General features: G+C 68.7%; 15 protein-coding genes and 1 tRNA gene. 11 read left to right on the top strand and 5 right to left on the bottom strand.

Translation table 11 applies throughout. The features are described 5' to 3' along the window. Positions 1 to 74 precede the first annotated feature (74 nt). The 4 genes from AB4079_RS16960 (at position 75) to msuE (ending at position 4,345) form a co-directional block, all read left to right on the top strand. The gene (locus AB4079_RS16960; RefSeq protein WP_441788493.1) at positions 75 to 1,949 is read left to right on the top strand and encodes a DUF4012 domain-containing protein; all 1,875 of its coding nucleotides are present in this window, start codon (positions 75 to 77) and stop codon (positions 1,947 to 1,949) included. 52 nt (positions 1,950 to 2,001) lie between these two features. Then, the gene (locus AB4079_RS16955; RefSeq protein ID WP_441788492.1) at positions 2,002 to 2,568 is read left to right on the top strand and encodes a hypothetical protein; all 567 of its coding nucleotides are present in this window, start codon (positions 2,002 to 2,004) and stop codon (positions 2,566 to 2,568) included. A 78-nt stretch (positions 2,569 to 2,646) separates the two neighbouring features. Further along, positions 2,647 to 3,687: an LLM class flavin-dependent oxidoreductase gene (locus tag AB4079_RS16950; RefSeq protein WP_441788491.1), complete on the top strand. Its 1,041-nt coding sequence runs from the start codon at positions 2,647 to 2,649 to the stop codon at positions 3,685 to 3,687. 85 nt (positions 3,688 to 3,772) lie between these two features. Beyond that, positions 3,773 to 4,345, top strand: a complete 573-nt coding sequence (gene msuE, locus AB4079_RS16945; RefSeq protein WP_441788490.1) for an FMN reductase — start codon at positions 3,773 to 3,775, stop codon at positions 4,343 to 4,345. On the opposite strand, the gene AB4079_RS16940 is transcribed toward msuE, so the two are convergent. From AB4079_RS16940 to AB4079_RS16930, 3 genes are all read right to left on the bottom strand, one after another. After that, positions 4,334 to 4,410 (bottom strand) — tRNA-Pro (locus AB4079_RS16940). The genes msuE and AB4079_RS16940 overlap by 12 nt on opposite strands. Positions 4,411 to 4,476: 66 nt before the next feature. Beyond that, the gene (locus AB4079_RS16935; RefSeq protein WP_441788489.1) at positions 4,477 to 5,457 is read right to left on the bottom strand and encodes a metallophosphoesterase; all 981 of its coding nucleotides are present in this window, start codon (positions 5,455 to 5,457) and stop codon (positions 4,477 to 4,479) included. Next, entirely contained in the window at positions 5,457 to 8,018 is a 2,562-nt protein-coding gene (locus tag AB4079_RS16930) for a transglycosylase domain-containing protein (RefSeq protein ID WP_441788488.1), read from the bottom strand. Before AB4079_RS16930 ends, AB4079_RS16935 begins: the two co-directional genes overlap by 1 nt. A 51-nt stretch (positions 8,019 to 8,069) precedes the next feature. On the opposite strand from AB4079_RS16930, the gene AB4079_RS16925 reads away from it, so the two are divergent. Both AB4079_RS16925 and AB4079_RS16920 read left to right on the top strand, forming a co-directional pair. Then, positions 8,070 to 8,237, top strand: a complete 168-nt coding sequence (locus AB4079_RS16925) for a hypothetical protein (RefSeq protein WP_441788487.1) — start codon at positions 8,070 to 8,072, stop codon at positions 8,235 to 8,237. Continuing rightward, positions 8,237 to 8,707: a RidA family protein gene (locus tag AB4079_RS16920; RefSeq protein WP_441788486.1), complete on the top strand. Its 471-nt coding sequence runs from the start codon at positions 8,237 to 8,239 to the stop codon at positions 8,705 to 8,707. Before AB4079_RS16925 ends, AB4079_RS16920 begins: the two co-directional genes overlap by 1 nt. Positions 8,708 to 8,715: 8 nt before the next feature. On the opposite strand, the gene acs is transcribed toward AB4079_RS16920, so the two are convergent. Next, positions 8,716 to 10,665, bottom strand: coding sequence for an acetate--CoA ligase (gene acs, locus AB4079_RS16915; protein ID WP_441788485.1), 1,950 nt, complete (start codon positions 10,663 to 10,665; stop codon positions 8,716 to 8,718). Positions 10,666 to 11,007: 342 nt separating this feature from the next. On the opposite strand from acs, the gene AB4079_RS16910 reads away from it, so the two are divergent. The 5 genes from AB4079_RS16910 to AB4079_RS16890 all read left to right on the top strand — a co-directional run bounded on the left by AB4079_RS16910 (position 11,008) and on the right by AB4079_RS16890 (position 13,866). Beyond that, the gene (locus AB4079_RS16910) at positions 11,008 to 11,997 is read left to right on the top strand and encodes a TadA family conjugal transfer-associated ATPase (RefSeq protein ID WP_441788484.1); all 990 of its coding nucleotides are present in this window, start codon (positions 11,008 to 11,010) and stop codon (positions 11,995 to 11,997) included. Then, entirely contained in the window at positions 11,994 to 12,899 is a 906-nt protein-coding gene (locus AB4079_RS16905) for a type II secretion system F family protein (RefSeq protein WP_441788483.1), read from the top strand. The genes AB4079_RS16910 and AB4079_RS16905 overlap by 4 nt, the downstream gene beginning before the upstream one ends. Before the next feature lie 61 nt (positions 12,900 to 12,960). Then, complete coding sequence (locus AB4079_RS16900) at positions 12,961 to 13,203, top strand: DUF4244 domain-containing protein (RefSeq protein WP_441788482.1); 243 nt, start codon at positions 12,961 to 12,963, stop codon at positions 13,201 to 13,203. After that, the gene (locus AB4079_RS16895) at positions 13,184 to 13,519 is read left to right on the top strand and encodes a TadE family type IV pilus minor pilin (RefSeq protein WP_441788481.1); all 336 of its coding nucleotides are present in this window, start codon (positions 13,184 to 13,186) and stop codon (positions 13,517 to 13,519) included. Before AB4079_RS16900 ends, AB4079_RS16895 begins: the two co-directional genes overlap by 20 nt. Beyond that, on the top strand, positions 13,420 to 13,866 hold the full coding sequence (locus AB4079_RS16890; protein WP_441788480.1) for an Rv3654c family TadE-like protein: 447 nt from the start codon (positions 13,420 to 13,422) through the stop codon (positions 13,864 to 13,866). Before AB4079_RS16895 ends, AB4079_RS16890 begins: the two co-directional genes overlap by 100 nt. 12 nt (positions 13,867 to 13,878) lie before the next feature. Here the strand turns inward: AB4079_RS16890 and AB4079_RS16885 are convergent, their stop codons facing one another. Next, on the bottom strand, positions 13,879 to 14,124 hold the full coding sequence (locus AB4079_RS16885; protein ID WP_441788479.1) for a hypothetical protein: 246 nt from the start codon (positions 14,122 to 14,124) through the stop codon (positions 13,879 to 13,881). Positions 14,125 to 14,198 lie beyond the last annotated feature (74 nt).

Here is a 14,198-nt window from a genome sequence, read left to right as displayed (position 1 = left end):
CGCACGTTGGCCGGTTGTGATCGCCCTCCATTTTGGGGGCCGCCAAAAAAATGAGGATTTGTTAGATTCGTTGCATGGCAACAGGTCTCACCGTGCCCGAGGCGCCGCCGAGCGCCGACGCTGAAGCGCAACCGGGCGCTCCGCGACGGAGGCGACTGCGCCATCCTGTCGCCACGATCCTCTCGGCGATCGCCCTCATCCTGCTGTTCGCGATCGTCTGGATCGGGGTCCGCGGTTACCTCGCACAGCGAGCGCTCACCGAGGCCGTCCCCGCCGCCGAGGCGGTCAACACCGCGATCCGGTACCAGGACTTCGCCGGCGCGGGCATCGCGGCCCGCACCCTCCGCCAGAAGACGGGGGAGGCAGCGAGGCTCACCTCTGACCCGATCTGGAGGACCGCAGAGGCCGTGCCGTGGCTTGGTCCGAACCTCGCGGCGGTGCGCACCGCGGCCGCTGCCTCCGACACCGTCGCCTCCCGCGTCGTCGAGCCCCTCGTCGCCGCGGGGTCCGCGACCGATCTGCGGGCGTTCGCAATCAAGAACGGCCGGGTGGACCTCGCTCCGATCCGGGCAGCGCAGCCCGCCGTCGCCACGGCGCGGACCGCGTACGCGTCCGCGCGGGCAAGCGTCGCGAGCATCGGAACCGGCGCACTCATTGGACCAGTCGCGAGTGGCATCGAACGCCTGCGCGGGGTCCTTGATCGCGCGGCTCCGGATATCGACGCGCTGGGCAACGCCGTACAACTCCTCCCCGCCATGCTCGGGGCCGACGGCCCGCGCGACTATCTGCTCGTCGCCCAGAACCCGGCCGAGCTGCGGTCGACCGGCGGGCTCATCGGCGCCGTCACCCTCCTGCACGTGGATAACGGGGCGATCTCGATGGCTCGGCAGTCCGCTGGGACGTCGATCGGGCCCTGGGAGTCGTCGGTCGCGGACGTCCCGCTGAACACCCAGGGCCTGTACGGTCCGCTGGTCGGCCGATACCTGCAGGATGTGAACCTCACGCCGGACTTCCCGCTGGCCGCTGCAACCGCATCCCGGATGTGGACTACTACGTACGGCGGCACGATCGACGGTGTTATCGCGATCGACCCGGTCGTGGTGAGCGGTCTGCTCGACGCGACCGGTCCAGTGACCCTCCCCGGTGGAGACCAGATCTCGTCCGCCAACGCGGTGAAGCTGCTGCTGAGCGACGTCTACCAGCGGTACACCGACCCCGACCAGCAGGATGCCTTCTTCGCGTCCGCCGCCGGCGCCGTGTTCGACCGGATTTCCGCCGGGGGAGCGAACGGCAGGAAGCTGCTGAGCGCGCTCGCGTCGGCGGGCGACTCGCGCCGCGTGCTGATCTGGAGCGCGCATCCCGGCGATCAGAGGGTGCTGAGCGGGACCACCCTGACGGGCGGCCTCCCGGTCTCCGATGGCTCCTCCGCCAGCATCGGCGTCTACTACAACGACGCGGGCGGATCGAAGATGGACTACTACCTGGGCACGTCGGTCTCGGCCGGCTCGGCGGTGTGCCGGGCGGACGGGAAGCCGTCGAGCGTCGTCTCCGTGACCCTGACGAACCGTGCCGCAGCCGACGCGGGTGCCACCCTCCCGCGGTACGTCACGGGAGGCGGCGTCTTCGGGGTGACGCCCGGTCACATCAAAACGCGAGTCGCTGTGTATGGCCCGAGCGGCGGCCTGCTGGCCTCGACCCAGAGTGACGGCGCGAACTACCCGACCGTGGCCGGCGTGGACTCGTCTCGTCCGGTGAGCCTGTTCACGGTGGAGCTCGCGCCGGGGGAGTCGAAGATCGTCACGGTCCAGTTCCTCAGTGCGAAGCGGGCGTCGAGCCGCCTGAGCGTGGTGACGACGCCCACCCTCCCTGGCGACGGCTCCACCCCCGTTGTGGGGACAACGAAGCCGGTCGCGCCTCTTGCCGTTTCCTGTTCGAGCGTCGTAAAGTGAATTTTACTCATTTAACGCGGCCCTGAGCCGGGCCCAACACCGAGGCGGGCAGATGTTCAAGAAGATTCTGGCGGCAGTCGCGGTGACCGCGGGCCTGCTGCTTGTGGCCCCGACCGCGGCGAATGCGGTCGACTACACCAACGGCGCCCAGTGCGCCTTCGACTCCAGCGTCGCCAGAGCCGGTGGCACCGCCACCCTCATCTGCATCCCCGGCACCTGGATACCCGGCGAGGGGATCGACTGGACGGTCACGGGCGAGAGCGGATCGTCATTCCGGCTCGCGTCGTTCGTCACAGCACCCAGCAGCCTCCACTTCGTCAAGCACTCCAACGCCGACGGAAGCGATGTGCTCACGGTGACCATCCCGTCGTCGGCCACCGGCACGTACGCGTTCATCGGCGTCGGGCAGACGAGCGGGCACCAGTGCCCCGCGACGCTGACCATCCTGCCCGCGGACCACGCCGTCACTGTCAGCGACCCGGGCGGCAGCAGCGGTCTGCCGGACACCGGTTCGGTCGTCGCCGGCTGGGCGGCATGGATGGGCGGCTCGCTCATCATCCTCGGCCTGATCGCCCTGGCCATCGTGAGTTGGGCGCGGAGGGTCAAGAAGACCTCCTGACGACCTGACCGATGCACGACAGGATTCCCGGTCGGACAACGCAGTCCGCCGGGAATCGTCGCGCGGGGGAATCGTCGCGTGCGGGGACGCGTTGCAGACGTGGTGAGCGCCACCAGCATCCCCCTCAACGTCCTCGACCTCGCCAGCCGTCCCGCGGGAGGCACCAACGCCGATGCGGTGGGCGGCACGATCCGGCTCGCGCAAGCCGCCGAGCGCCTCGGGTACGAACGGTTCTGGGTCGCTGAGCACCACGGCATGCCCGGCATCGCGTCCAGCGCGCCCGCGGTGCTCATCGCCGGTGTCGCCGCCGCGACCGAGCGCATCCGGGTGGGCAGCGGAGGCGTGATGCTGCCCAACCACGCACCGCTCGTCGTCGCCGAGCAGTTCGGGACGCTCCGCGCGCTCTACGGCGACCGCATCGACCTCGGCATCGGTCGCGCCCCTGGAACGGACGGCGCGACCGCCATGGCGCTGCGGCGCAGCCCGGAAGGGCTCGGCGTCGACGACTTCCCGCAGCAGCTCCTCGATCTCTTCGGGTTCTTCTACGGCGGGATGAGCGACGCCAACCCCCTGCACGGGATCACCGCGGTCCCCGGGCTCGGGGACGCACCGCAGGTCTGGTTGCTCGGTTCCAGCGGCTTCAGCGCTCAGGTCGCCGCAGCGCTCGGCCTGCCATTCGCCTTCGCCCACCACTTCGCCGGCGAGAACACCGAAGCTGCGCTCGACCTCTACCGCTCACGGTTCGAGCCGAGCGACACCCTGGCCGAACCGCACACCATGATCGCCGTCAACGTCGTCTCCGACGAGGACCCGGAGACGGTGCGCGCTCTGTCCCTCCCCGGACAGCTGTCGTTCCTGCGGATGCGCCGTGGCATGAAGCCGGAACCGGTCAGCATCGAGGAGGCCCTCGCCTACGAGTTCACGCCGCTCGAAGAGGAGTTCATCGCGAGCCGTAATGCCCGGCAGGCGATCGGCACACCGGACCAGGTCAAGGCACGGCTCGACTCCCTGCTCGCCTCCACGCAGACCGACGAGCTGATGATCTCCTCGGGTGCCGCGACGGTGGAGGGACGCATCCGCTCGCTCGAGATCGTCCGGGAGCTGTACCCAGCCTCATGACGGACCGTGACGGCGACCAGCCCGGTCGCTGTCCACGCCAGGTACCGTGGGGCAACATCCAGGAACCGAGCAAAGGCGGTACCCCATGTCGCACGCACTGACCGTCGTCGGAGTGAGCGGAAGCCCCACGCACCCCTCGCGGACGACCGTGCTCGTGGACGACGTCACGCGCTCGTACGCGGAGGCGGCGGGCGGTGTCGCGCGGACCATCCAACTCGCGCCGCTGCTGCCCGAACTCGGCGCCGGCCCGTACCGGAGCAACCTCAGCCCGATCGTGACGGAGGCGCTGGAGGCCGTGGAGCGAGCCGACATCCTGGTCGTCGGGTCGCCCGCATACCGTGCCACCTACACCGGCCTGTTCAAGCTGTTCTTCGACCACATCGGGCAGTACGCCCTCATCGACAAGCCGGTGGTCCTCACCGCGACGGGCGGCAGCGACCGGCACGCCCTGCTGGTGGAGCACCAGATGCGCCCGCTGTTCGGTTTCTTCCAATCGCTCACGGTTCCGCTCGGCATCTACGCCAGCGAGAGCGACTTCGCCGACTACGAGATCCGCTCCCAGGACCTCCGTGAGCGCATCGACACGGCGGTCGCCCGCACACTTCCGCTCGTCCGCGCCGGAGCGATACGCTCCGGCACTTCTTTTTGGTCGGGGTGACAGGATTTGAACCTGCGGCCTCTTCGTCCCGAACGAAGCGCGCTACCAAGCTGCGCCACACCCCGAAGGCCTCATCCAGGATACACGAGCGCGGCTGTGCTGATGACCACGGACGGCGCCTGAAGAGCGGGTCAGGCCGCTGCCGTCAGCGTCACCAGCGAGGCCTCCGGACGGCACGCGAAACGCACAGGCGCGAAGATCGAGGTGCCCAGGCCGGCTGACACATTCAGGTAGGCCGAGCGGAACGCGTGGCGCCAGATGCTCAAGCCCTTCACCTGGGCTCGCGGGATGTCGCAGTTCGTCACCAGGGCACCGAAACCGGGCACGCAGACCTGGCCGCCGTGCGTATGACCCGCGAAGATCATCGACGCGCCGTACGTCACGAACGCGTCCAGCACCCGGCGGTAGGGGGAGTGCGTCACTCCGATGGTGACTGCCTGACGCTGCCGGCTTGGGCCCCCGTCGGGCCACGTGTTGTCATCCGAGAACGGGTCGTCCTCACGCAGCTCGTCGAGCGCCCCGGGGATGGACTCCACCCGGTCGAAGCGGATGTGCGGGTCGTCGACGCCGAAGAGCTCCAGGTGCGTGCCGCGCACCTCCAGGCCGGCTGCCCGGTTGTCGAGGTCCGTCCAGCCGAGGTCGCGGAAGAACGCGGTCAATGCCGCTGTGTCGAGACGCGGCGCCGTGGACGCCTTCTTCTTCGAAGGCCCGAGGAAGTACTTCAGCGGGTTCTTCGCCTGCGGGCCGAAGTAGTCGTTCGATCCGTGGACGAAGACACCAGGGATGCCCTGGAAGCCTTCGTAGGCCGCACGGACCCCCTCGAGCCCGTGGGCATGGCCCAGCACGTCCCCGGTCTCGACGATGAGGTCCGGCTTCAGCCGGGCCAGCGAGCGGATCCACTCCTGCTTGTCGCGCTGCCAGGGCGCCATGTGCAGGTCGGACAGGTGCAGCACCCGGATGGGCTGCGCGCCGGCGGGGAGGACGGGCACACTCACCTCGCGGAGCGTGTACGCGCGCCGCTCGATGAGGGAGCCGTACGCGAATGCGGCGGCGCCCGCTCCGGCCACGAAGGCCAGAGCGGACGCGGCCGGACGCAGAGCTCGGCCCGCCACTAGCCCTTGGTACCCGGTGTCGGTGTCGGAATGGTCGGCGCGAGGGTCAGCGTCACCGCGGTCCCCGGCTTCGCGGGCGAGCCGCCCGCAGGATCCTGCGCCTGCACCGTCGATATCGGGCTGTTACCGCCGGCGGTCTTCACGGTGAAGCCTGCGGCCGCCAACGCCGCCTGGGCGTCGGACAGCTTCTGGCCGACCACGTTGGGCACGGCGACGAGCGACCCGTTGCTGGTGAAGAGGGTCACGACGGTCCCCTTGCTCACCTGGGTGCCGGGGGCCGGGTCCGATGCGGAAACGGAGCCGGCGGGGGCGACGGAGTCCTGCGGGCCCCCGTCGGCCGAGTCGAGGCCGAGCCCGGTCAGGATCGACTTCGCTTCATCCGGCGACTTGCCGGTCAGGTCCGGAATCGCGACCTGGACACCGCGGATCAGCTTGTCGGGGGCCGCGGGGAAGGCGTCGCCGCCGTACTTGCCGACGGCGGCACTCATCATCGTGCGCATGACCGCCGTCCTGGCGATGGCCGGGGTCGTGCCATGCGTGGGATAGATCCGCCGCATATCGACGTGACCTTCGATGTTGCCGACCCAGTAGGCCCCAGCCACCTTGGTGGTCGCTGCGACGAGCCAGAGCTGCTCATTGCCGTCTGTCGTGCCCGTCTTGCCGAGCATGTCCTTGCCGGTGCGGTTCATGCCCGCAGCCGTTCCGCTCTGCAGCGGGCCCATCAGCGCCTTCGCCATGGTGTTGGCGATGGTCGGGTCGACCGCCTGCGTGCACTTGGATGCCGGCGGGGTGACATCCTTGCCCGTTCCGTCCACGATCTTGTCGATCGCAATCGGGGTGCACGTCACCCCGTTGTTTGCGATCCCGGCGAAAGCGGTGGCCATCGTCAGCGGGGCGATGTTGTTCGTACCGAGTACGGACGCCGGGTTGGAGTTCAGCGGGCTGCCGGTCGCCGTGTGGACACCGAACGCCTCCGCATCGTGCTTGATCTCGCACAGGTCGAGTTGGTACGCCATCGCCACGAACGCCGTGTTGATCGACTGGGTCGTCGCGGTTTGCGCACTACGGATGCCCTCCTCGCCGCCGGAGTCGTTGGTCGGCTTGTACGGGCCGCCCCAAGCGGACCCCGGGCACGAGTCCTTGAACTTCGACTGATCGTACGTGCGCACGTTGGCGTTGACCGTCTCGTTCAGGGAGTGACCCTGCTTCAGCCACTCGGCGAGCGTGAAGACCTTGTACGTCGACCCCACCTGGAACCCGTTGGAACCTCCATATTCCTGGTCGGTCGCATAGTTCACGGAGGTGAACTTCGGGCTCGAGTTAAGAACGTCGGGGTCCTGGCTGTACTCCTTGTTCTGGGCCATGTAGAGCACGCGCCCGGTGCCCGGCTGCACGCCGGTCAGAACTCCGCCCAGGTTGGCGCGGTCATACGTCTCGGGCACATACGACGCCATCGTCTCCTCGGCCACCTGCTGCAGCTGCAGGTCGAGGGTCGTGTACACCTTGTAGCCGCCGCGGTTGAAGTTGGACGCGCGAGTGTCCTCGTCCGCGCCGAACGTCGGGTCGTTGAGGATGATCTTCTGCACGTAGTCGCAGAAGTAGGCAGAGCCGCCGGCGGTCTGGCAGCCGCGGACGGAGGGAGTGATCGCCGGCTGGATGGGCGACTTCACCGCCTCGTCGTACTGCACCTTGGTGAGCTTCTTGTACTGGTACATCTTGCCGAGGATGTAGTCACGACGGTCTTTGTTCGCCGCATACCCGTTGGCTGCGCCGTTGGTCTTCGAGTTGGGATCGTCGATTTTCAGGCTGGTCGGCTCATTGACGATCGCCACCAGGCTCGCGGCCTGCGCCGGGGTCAGCGCCGCGGCGGTGGTGTTGTAGTAGTACTTGGCCGCAGCTTCGATGCCATAGACGGACCCGCCGAAACCGGCGATGTTGAGGTACCCGACCAGGATCTGGTCCTTGGTGTACTTCTTCTCGATTCCGATCGCGTACTTCATCTCCTTGACCTTGCGGTCGGGGGAGACGCCGGTCGAGTCGTCGACGCACTGCTGGTACTTGGTCTTCTGCTCCTTGGTCTTCACCGGGAGCGCCTCGCACTTCTGCAGCAGCACATTCTTCACGTACTGCTGAGTGATCGAGGAACCGCCCTGGACCCCACCGCCGCCGACCGTGGAGAGCACACCGCGGACGGTGCCCTGGATGTCGATCCCGCCGTGGCTGTAGAAACGCGGGTCTTCTCCCGCGATGGCCGCATCCTTCGCGGCCTGCGAGATCTGGTTGAAGGCCACCGGGAGCCGGTTCTGAGAGTAGAAGGTCGCCAGAGGGACGTCCTGGTCGCCGTTCTTGGCGTAGATGGTGGTCGGCTGAGCGAGCTGCTCGACGTTCAGGTACTCCGGGAGCCCCTCGAACACGCCGATGCTGTTGTTGGCGGCCATCCCGGTCACCGCGATCGCGGGCGTGACGGCAGCAGTGACCAGAAGACCGGCCACGACGCTCATGCCGATGAAGGCACTGGCGGCACCGAGCACACCCCTAGCCTGTGGTTTTTGCGCAGACATAGGATCAGAGTAGGTGATGAACCTGCGAAATCCCCCGAACCGAGGAGTACGATGCCGCGCTGGGAATACCTGACCACCCCGCTGATGATCCACAACACCGCCGCGATCCTGAACAACTGGGGATCGGACGGCTGGGAGCTGGTCCAGGTGGTGACCGGGCCGGAGGGCGGCCTCGTCGCCTACCTCAAGCGTCCCCTGCCGGACGGGGAGCAGGCCTGATGGCGGACGTCGAAGCGCGCCTCGCCCAGCTCGGGATCGAGCTGCCCCAGGTCGTTCCGCCGGTGGCGGCGTACACCCCGGCCGTCCTCGACGGCGACCACGTCTACACCTCCGGTCAGTTGCCCATGGTGTCCGGTGCGCTGCCGGCCACCGGCAAGGTGGGGGACGGTCCAGGCCTCGTGGCCGCGGAAGACGCCAAGGAGTACGCGCGTATCTGCGCGCTCAACGCCCTCGCCGCGGCGAAAAGCGTCCTGGGGTCGCTGGACCGCGTGCGCCGGGTCGTCAAGGTCGTCGGCTTCGTCGCCTCCGACCCGGCCTTCACCGGCCAGCCGGGCGTCATCAACGGGGCGTCCGAAGTGCTCGGCGAGATCTTCGGTGACGCAGGCGTGCACGCGCGCTCGGCGGTCGGGGTCGCGGTGCTGCCGCTCGACTCGCCCGTCGAGGTGGAGCTCGTCCTCGCGATCGACTGAGCCCCTCGCTAGGTGAGCTTCGCCTGGATCGAGCTCATCACCGACGTGTCGGCAAGGGTCGTGGTGTCGCCGACCTCACGACCCTCCGCCACGTCCTTCAGCAGGCGCCGCATGATCTTGCCCGAGCGGGTCTTCGGAAGCTCCGACACGATGTAGATGTCGCGCGGCCGCGCGATCGCACCGATCTGCTGGGTGACGTGCTTGCGCAGCTCGGCGGCCACATCCATGGCGCCCGCCTGCTCCAGCTGGTTCTGCTTGATGATGACGAAGGCGACGACGGCCTGCCCGGTCGTCTCGTCGTGTGCCCCGACCACCGCGGCCTCAGCCGTGAACGGATGCGCCACGAGCGCCGACTCGATCTCCGCCGTCGAGAGACGGTGGCCTGACACGTTCATCACATCGTCGACGCGGCCCATCAGCCAGATCTCGCGGTCGGAGTCGTACCGTGCGCCGTCGCCGGCGAAATACTTGTCGCCGAACTTCGACCAGTAGGTCTCCTTGAAGCGTTCCGGATCGCCCCAGATACCGCGCAGCATGCTCGGCCACGGCTCGGTGACGACCAGCAGCCCGCCCTGGTCGTTGCCGACCGGCGTCCCCGCCTCGTCGAGGATGTCGACCGAGATTCCGGGCAGCGGCACCTGGGCGCTCCCGGGCTTCAGCGTCGTGATCCCGGGGAGCGCGGAGATCATGATCCCGCCCGTCTCGGTCTGCCACCAGGTGTCCACGATCGGGGTCGTGTCGCCGCCGATCACCTCGCGGTACCACATCCACGCCTCGGGGTTGATCGGTTCACCGACCGAACCGAGCACGCGCAGGCTGGAGAGGTCGAACTGCTGCGGGTGCTGGCGGCCCAGCTTCATGAAGGAGCGGATCGCCGTCGGCGCCGTGTAGAAGATCGAGACCTTGTACTTCTCGATGAGCTCCCACCAGCGGCCCGGGTGCGGAGTTTCGGGCGTGCCCTCGTACATCACCTGGGTCGCGCCATTGGCGAGTGGTCCGTAGACGACGTAGGTGTGGCCGGTGATCCAGCCGACATCGGCGCTGCACCAGTAGACGTCGGACTCCGGGTGCAGGTCGAAGACGTTCTTGTGCGTGAAGGCCGCCTGCGTGAGGTAGCCGCCCGAGGTGTGGAGGATGCCCTTCGGCTTACCGGTCGTGCCCGAGGTGTACAGGATGAACAGCGGCTGCTCGGCCGGGAACGCTTTCGCCACGTGGTCGGCGTCGACCAGCGCGAGCTCGTCGTGCCACCACAGGTCGCGGCCCTCGGTCCAGCCGACCTCGTTCTCGCCGCGCTTGACGACCAGCACATGCTCGACCGACGTGGCCTCACCGCTGAGCGCGGCATCCACGGCGTCCTTCAGCGGGAACACGCGGCCTTTGCGCCATCCGCCGTCCGCCGTGATGACCAGCTTCGCCTCGGCGTCATCGATGCGCGAGCGCAGGCTCTCCGCGCTGAAGCCGCCGAAGACGACGGAGTGGACCGCGCCGATCCGGGCGACGGCCAGCATTGCGACCACGGCTTCCGGGATCATCGGCAGGTAGATCGCCACCCGGTCCCCGGCGCGGATACCCAGGCTGGTCAGCAGATTGGCCGCCTTCTTCACCTCGGCTGTGAGTTCGGTGTAGGTGATGCTGCGCGTGTCGCCGGGTTCGCCCTCCCAGTGGATCGCGACCCGGTCACCGTTGCCGGCCAGCACATGGCGGTCCAGGCAGTTGTAGGCGACGTTCAGCCGGCCGTCGTCGAACCACTTCGCGAAAGGCGGCTCGCTCCAGTCCAAAGTGCGGGTGAAGGGGGTGTGCCAATGCAGCAGTTCCCGCGACTGGTCGGCCCAGAATCCCAGGCGATCGGCGGACGCGCGCTCGTAGAGCTCGCTGTTCGCGACGGCGTTCGCGGCGAACTCCTCGGTGGGCGGAAACCGGCGGGCTTCGTGGAGCAGGTTGTCGATGGTGTTGCTCATGGGAGGCTCTTCGCTCCTTCGCGATGCGGTCGATACTGGTCGTGGCGCGACAATGCCTGACTCTACAACGTGCCAGGGAGGCGGTCCCATGAGACTTGCGTTTGCATCGATTCTGCGTAAACTGATGGACGGCCGAATGTAAATTCGTGCGTGCGGCGCAATCGATTCCCCCCAATCCTGCGCCGCAGTGGCCGCACCTGTTCCCCCCAATAGGTGCGGCCCCCCCTTTTTAACCGGGTTTCTCCCCGACGCGGCGTCGTCCACAGGTTCGGATCCGGGCCGGTTTCCCACCGCTATCGTGCGCGCCGACGATCCGGACGTCAGGCTTCCTAATGTCGGCGTATGACGAACGACTTCGCTCCTTACGCCGATCCTGAACCCGGTCTCTGGCGCACCTTCGGTCCACTCGCCCCGTACCTTCTGCGCCCGGGGGTCACCGACCTCTTCGTGACCGGAACGGGCGAATTGTGGACGGACGGTCCTCCGCACGGTCTGCGACGGGAGGAGGTGTGGCGCGCCGATGAGCGGAGCGCGCGGGAGCTCGCGGTTCGTCTCATCGCAGCCGGGGGCCGTCACATCGACGAGGCCACGCCGTTCGTCGACGTCCGGCTCCGCGGGGGCGTCCGTGTGCACGCGGTGCTGCCTCCGGTGTCCACGGGCGGAGCGCTGCTCTCGATCCGGGTGCCTCCGCGGTCGCAGCCGCGACTCGACGAGCTCGTCGCGGCGGGTGGAATGCGTGTGTGCGAGCGCGACCGGCTGATCCAGGCGGTGGCCGGCCGGACGAACCTCCTCATCACCGGCGCAGGCGGGGCCGGCAAGACCACGCTGCTGGCGGCCCTGCTCGCCAATGCACCACCGGGCGAACGCATCGTCGTCATCGAAGATGTCGCAGAGCTGCGGATCCCGCACCCGCATGTCATCGGACTCGAGACCCGGCAGCCGAACCTGGAAGGCGCGGGCGGTGTCGATCTTCGCCGTCTCGTGCGCGAGGCGTTGCGCATGCGACCGGACCGGCTCGTCCTCGGCGAATGCCGCGGAGAGGAGGTGCGCGATCTTCTGGCTGCGCTCAATACCGGTCACGACGGCGGAGCGGGCACGCTGCATGCCAACTCCCTCGAAGATGTTCCCGCCCGGCTGGAGGCGCTCGGCGCGCTCGCCGGGTTGGGCGACCGAGCGCTCGCGAGACAGGCGGTGAGCGCGATCGGACTCGTCGTCCACCTCGAGCGATCCGGTGGCTCACGCAGGCTGGGAGGCTTCGGTCGGCTCCGAGTGGATGCGGACGGACGTCTCGCGATCGAGCGGGTCGGAGACACTGCGGAGGGGGCGGGGTGAAGCGACGTGCACCCGGTGCCGAGTCGGACGCCGTGGCCGCCCTCGCCGAGTCGGTCGCCGTACTTCTCGACGCCGGGCTGGCGCCCCGATCGGCGTGGGCGACTGTTGCCGAGCACGGCGGTCACCCGGTCGCCACGGAGGTCGTCGCATCCCTCGCGGCTCAACCGTCGTGTGCGCGCGCTCTGCGGGAAGCGGCGCGATCCGACGACATGCGCGCTGTCGCCGCGGCCTGGCAGGTGGCGGAAGACTCCGGCGCACCGCTCGGGCACACGCTCCGCGTCGTGGCTGAGACCGTCCGGGACGTCGCGGAGGCGGAGCGCGAGGCCGACGTCGCGCTGAGCGGGCCACGAGCGACCGCGCGTCTGGTGTCGTGGCTCCCGGCGGCGGGGGCCGTGCTGGCGGTCGCGATGGGAGCCGATCTGGCAGGCGCGGTCACGTCTCCGGTCGGCGCGACGGCCGTCGGGGCGGGCGTGGTCCTGATGCTGGCGGGCCGATGGTGGATGTGGGCGCTTCTGCGGCGCGCCCTCGCCCGCGAACCGATACCAGGGCTGGGCGAGGAGCTGATCGCCCTCTGCCTCGCAGGCGGGGCTTCCGCAGAGGCATCGGTCGAGGCCGCGAACCGCGCGGCTCGTGCCGTCGGATTGCGAGCACCGGACCAGTCCGGTGCTCGGCGCATCCTGAGGGTGGCCGACTCTGCCGGTGCTCCGGCGGTCGACCTGTTGACGGCGTCCGCCCGCCAGCTGCGACGCGCTGCCCGGGCGGAGGCGCGACGTGCGGCGGCAGCCCTCGGCGTTCGCCTGATGCTGCCGCTCGGGGTGTGCGTGTTGCCGAGCTTCGTGCTGCTGGCGGTCGCGCCGCTGGTGCTGTCCCTTCTGGCGTCCACAACGGCAGGGCTGCGGTGACTTCTCCACAGTTTCCGAGACGTCGTCCACTCGGCGAACGCCGCACCGAAGGATAGGACCAGTGGGAACGACCACGCACACGAAGAAGGGAGACCCGATGGGTCACGTGATCGGACGGTTGCAACGGGCGGGCCGACGGACGAGACGGCGGTGGATGGACGACCGGGGAGCGGCGACGGCGGAATATGCCATCACCATTCTGGCTGCTGTCGGGTTCGCCGGGTTGCTGGTCGCCTTGCTGAAGGGCGACGAGGTGAAGGCGATCCTCTCCGACCTCGTGCACCGTGCGCTGTCCGGCGGATGACCGGGGAAGTGTCACGGCGGAGTTCGCCGTCGCCCTCCCTGCTGTGCTCGCGTGCCTCGCGCTGTGCGTCGGAGCACTGCACGGGTTGGGACAATACGCCGGCCTCACGGGGAGCGCGGCGGTCGCCGCACGGCTGGCGGGACGTGGGGACGACCCCACCGCAGGTCAGGTGCCCGCCGGCACCACGACGAGTATCGAACGCGAAGGGGGCATGTTGTGCGTGCAGATGACGGCGTCGGAGGACACGGTGCTCAGCCGCCTCGGCATTCGGCTGACCGCGCGAGCCTGCGCGCTCGACGAGTCGGTCGGCGACTGATCGGCAGGTGGGGTGATGACCGAGGGTCGGGTTCGGTTCTCGCGGTGGGTATCGTGTGCGCCGTCGTGGCGATCGGGAGTGGGGCGATCGCGGTGGTCGGTGCCGCCGGGGCGCACGCCCGGGCCGCCGCGGCAGCGGATCTCGGAGCGCTCGCCGCAGCCGACGTCGCAGCAGGGCGCACCAACGGCGTGCCCTGTGAGACAGCTGACCTCGTCGCCCGAGCCAACGAGGCCCGTATCGATGCATGCGCGCAGGTCGGCCTGATCGTCACGGTCAGTGCTTCGACGCCCTACCTCGGGTTGAGCGCCTCCGCGGCGGCGCGCGCCGGACCGGCGCCGGCCCGATGAAGACGCCCGGAGTCAGTCGAGGACGGTCTCCAGATAGCGATAGGAGACCGCGGTGGGTCGTCCACCGCGACCGTCGTCCGAGCCGTACTCCCGTTCGGCGCCGGAGGCTCGGACGTAGAGATAGTGTTTCGAGCCGGCGGACGCGGGGATTTCCAGGCGGACCCTGGCGTCGCCGGAGTCCAGGAAACCGGTCGAAATGGTCTTCCCCTCCAGGGGGCCGTCGATCAATTTGGCGGTGTACATCATTGTCGTTGCCATGCTTTCATTCTCCTCCTGCGCAGGTGGCTGGCAAAGGGTTTGGGCTGGTGTCGACCGCTGTTCCTCCGCGGGAA

Origin of the sequence: Leifsonia sp. 2MCAF36 (assembly GCF_052115525.1) — a bacterium.
Classification (GTDB): domain Bacteria; phylum Actinomycetota; class Actinomycetes; order Actinomycetales; family Microbacteriaceae; genus Leifsonia.
The sequence above is the reverse complement of the archived record's forward strand: the minus strand, read 5'-3'. Positions and strand labels throughout refer to the sequence as shown.

What these genes read in the sequence shown, in the direction of transcription:
- AB4079_RS16960 (WP_441788493.1), top strand. Translation starts at nt 75, where the DNA reads ATGGCAACAGGTCTCACCGTGCCCGAGGCGCCGCCGAGCGCCGACGCT.
- AB4079_RS16955 (WP_441788492.1), top strand. Translation starts at nt 2,002, where the DNA reads ATGTTCAAGAAGATTCTGGCGGCAGTCGCGGTGACCGCGGGCCTGCTG.
- msuE (WP_441788490.1), top strand. Translation starts at nt 3,773, where the DNA reads ATGTCGCACGCACTGACCGTCGTCGGAGTGAGCGGAAGCCCCACGCAC.
- AB4079_RS16930 (WP_441788488.1), bottom strand. Translation starts at nt 8,018, where the DNA reads ATGTCTGCGCAAAAACCACAGGCTAGGGGTGTGCTCGGTGCCGCCAGT.
- AB4079_RS16925 (WP_441788487.1), top strand. Translation starts at nt 8,070, where the DNA reads ATGCCGCGCTGGGAATACCTGACCACCCCGCTGATGATCCACAACACC.
- AB4079_RS16920 (WP_441788486.1), top strand. Translation starts at nt 8,237, where the DNA reads ATGGCGGACGTCGAAGCGCGCCTCGCCCAGCTCGGGATCGAGCTGCCC.
- acs (WP_441788485.1), bottom strand. Translation starts at nt 10,665, where the DNA reads ATGAGCAACACCATCGACAACCTGCTCCACGAAGCCCGCCGGTTTCCG.
- AB4079_RS16910 (WP_441788484.1), top strand. Translation starts at nt 11,008, where the DNA reads ATGACGAACGACTTCGCTCCTTACGCCGATCCTGAACCCGGTCTCTGG.
- AB4079_RS16885 (WP_441788479.1), bottom strand. Translation starts at nt 14,124, where the DNA reads ATGGCAACGACAATGATGTACACCGCCAAATTGATCGACGGCCCCCTG.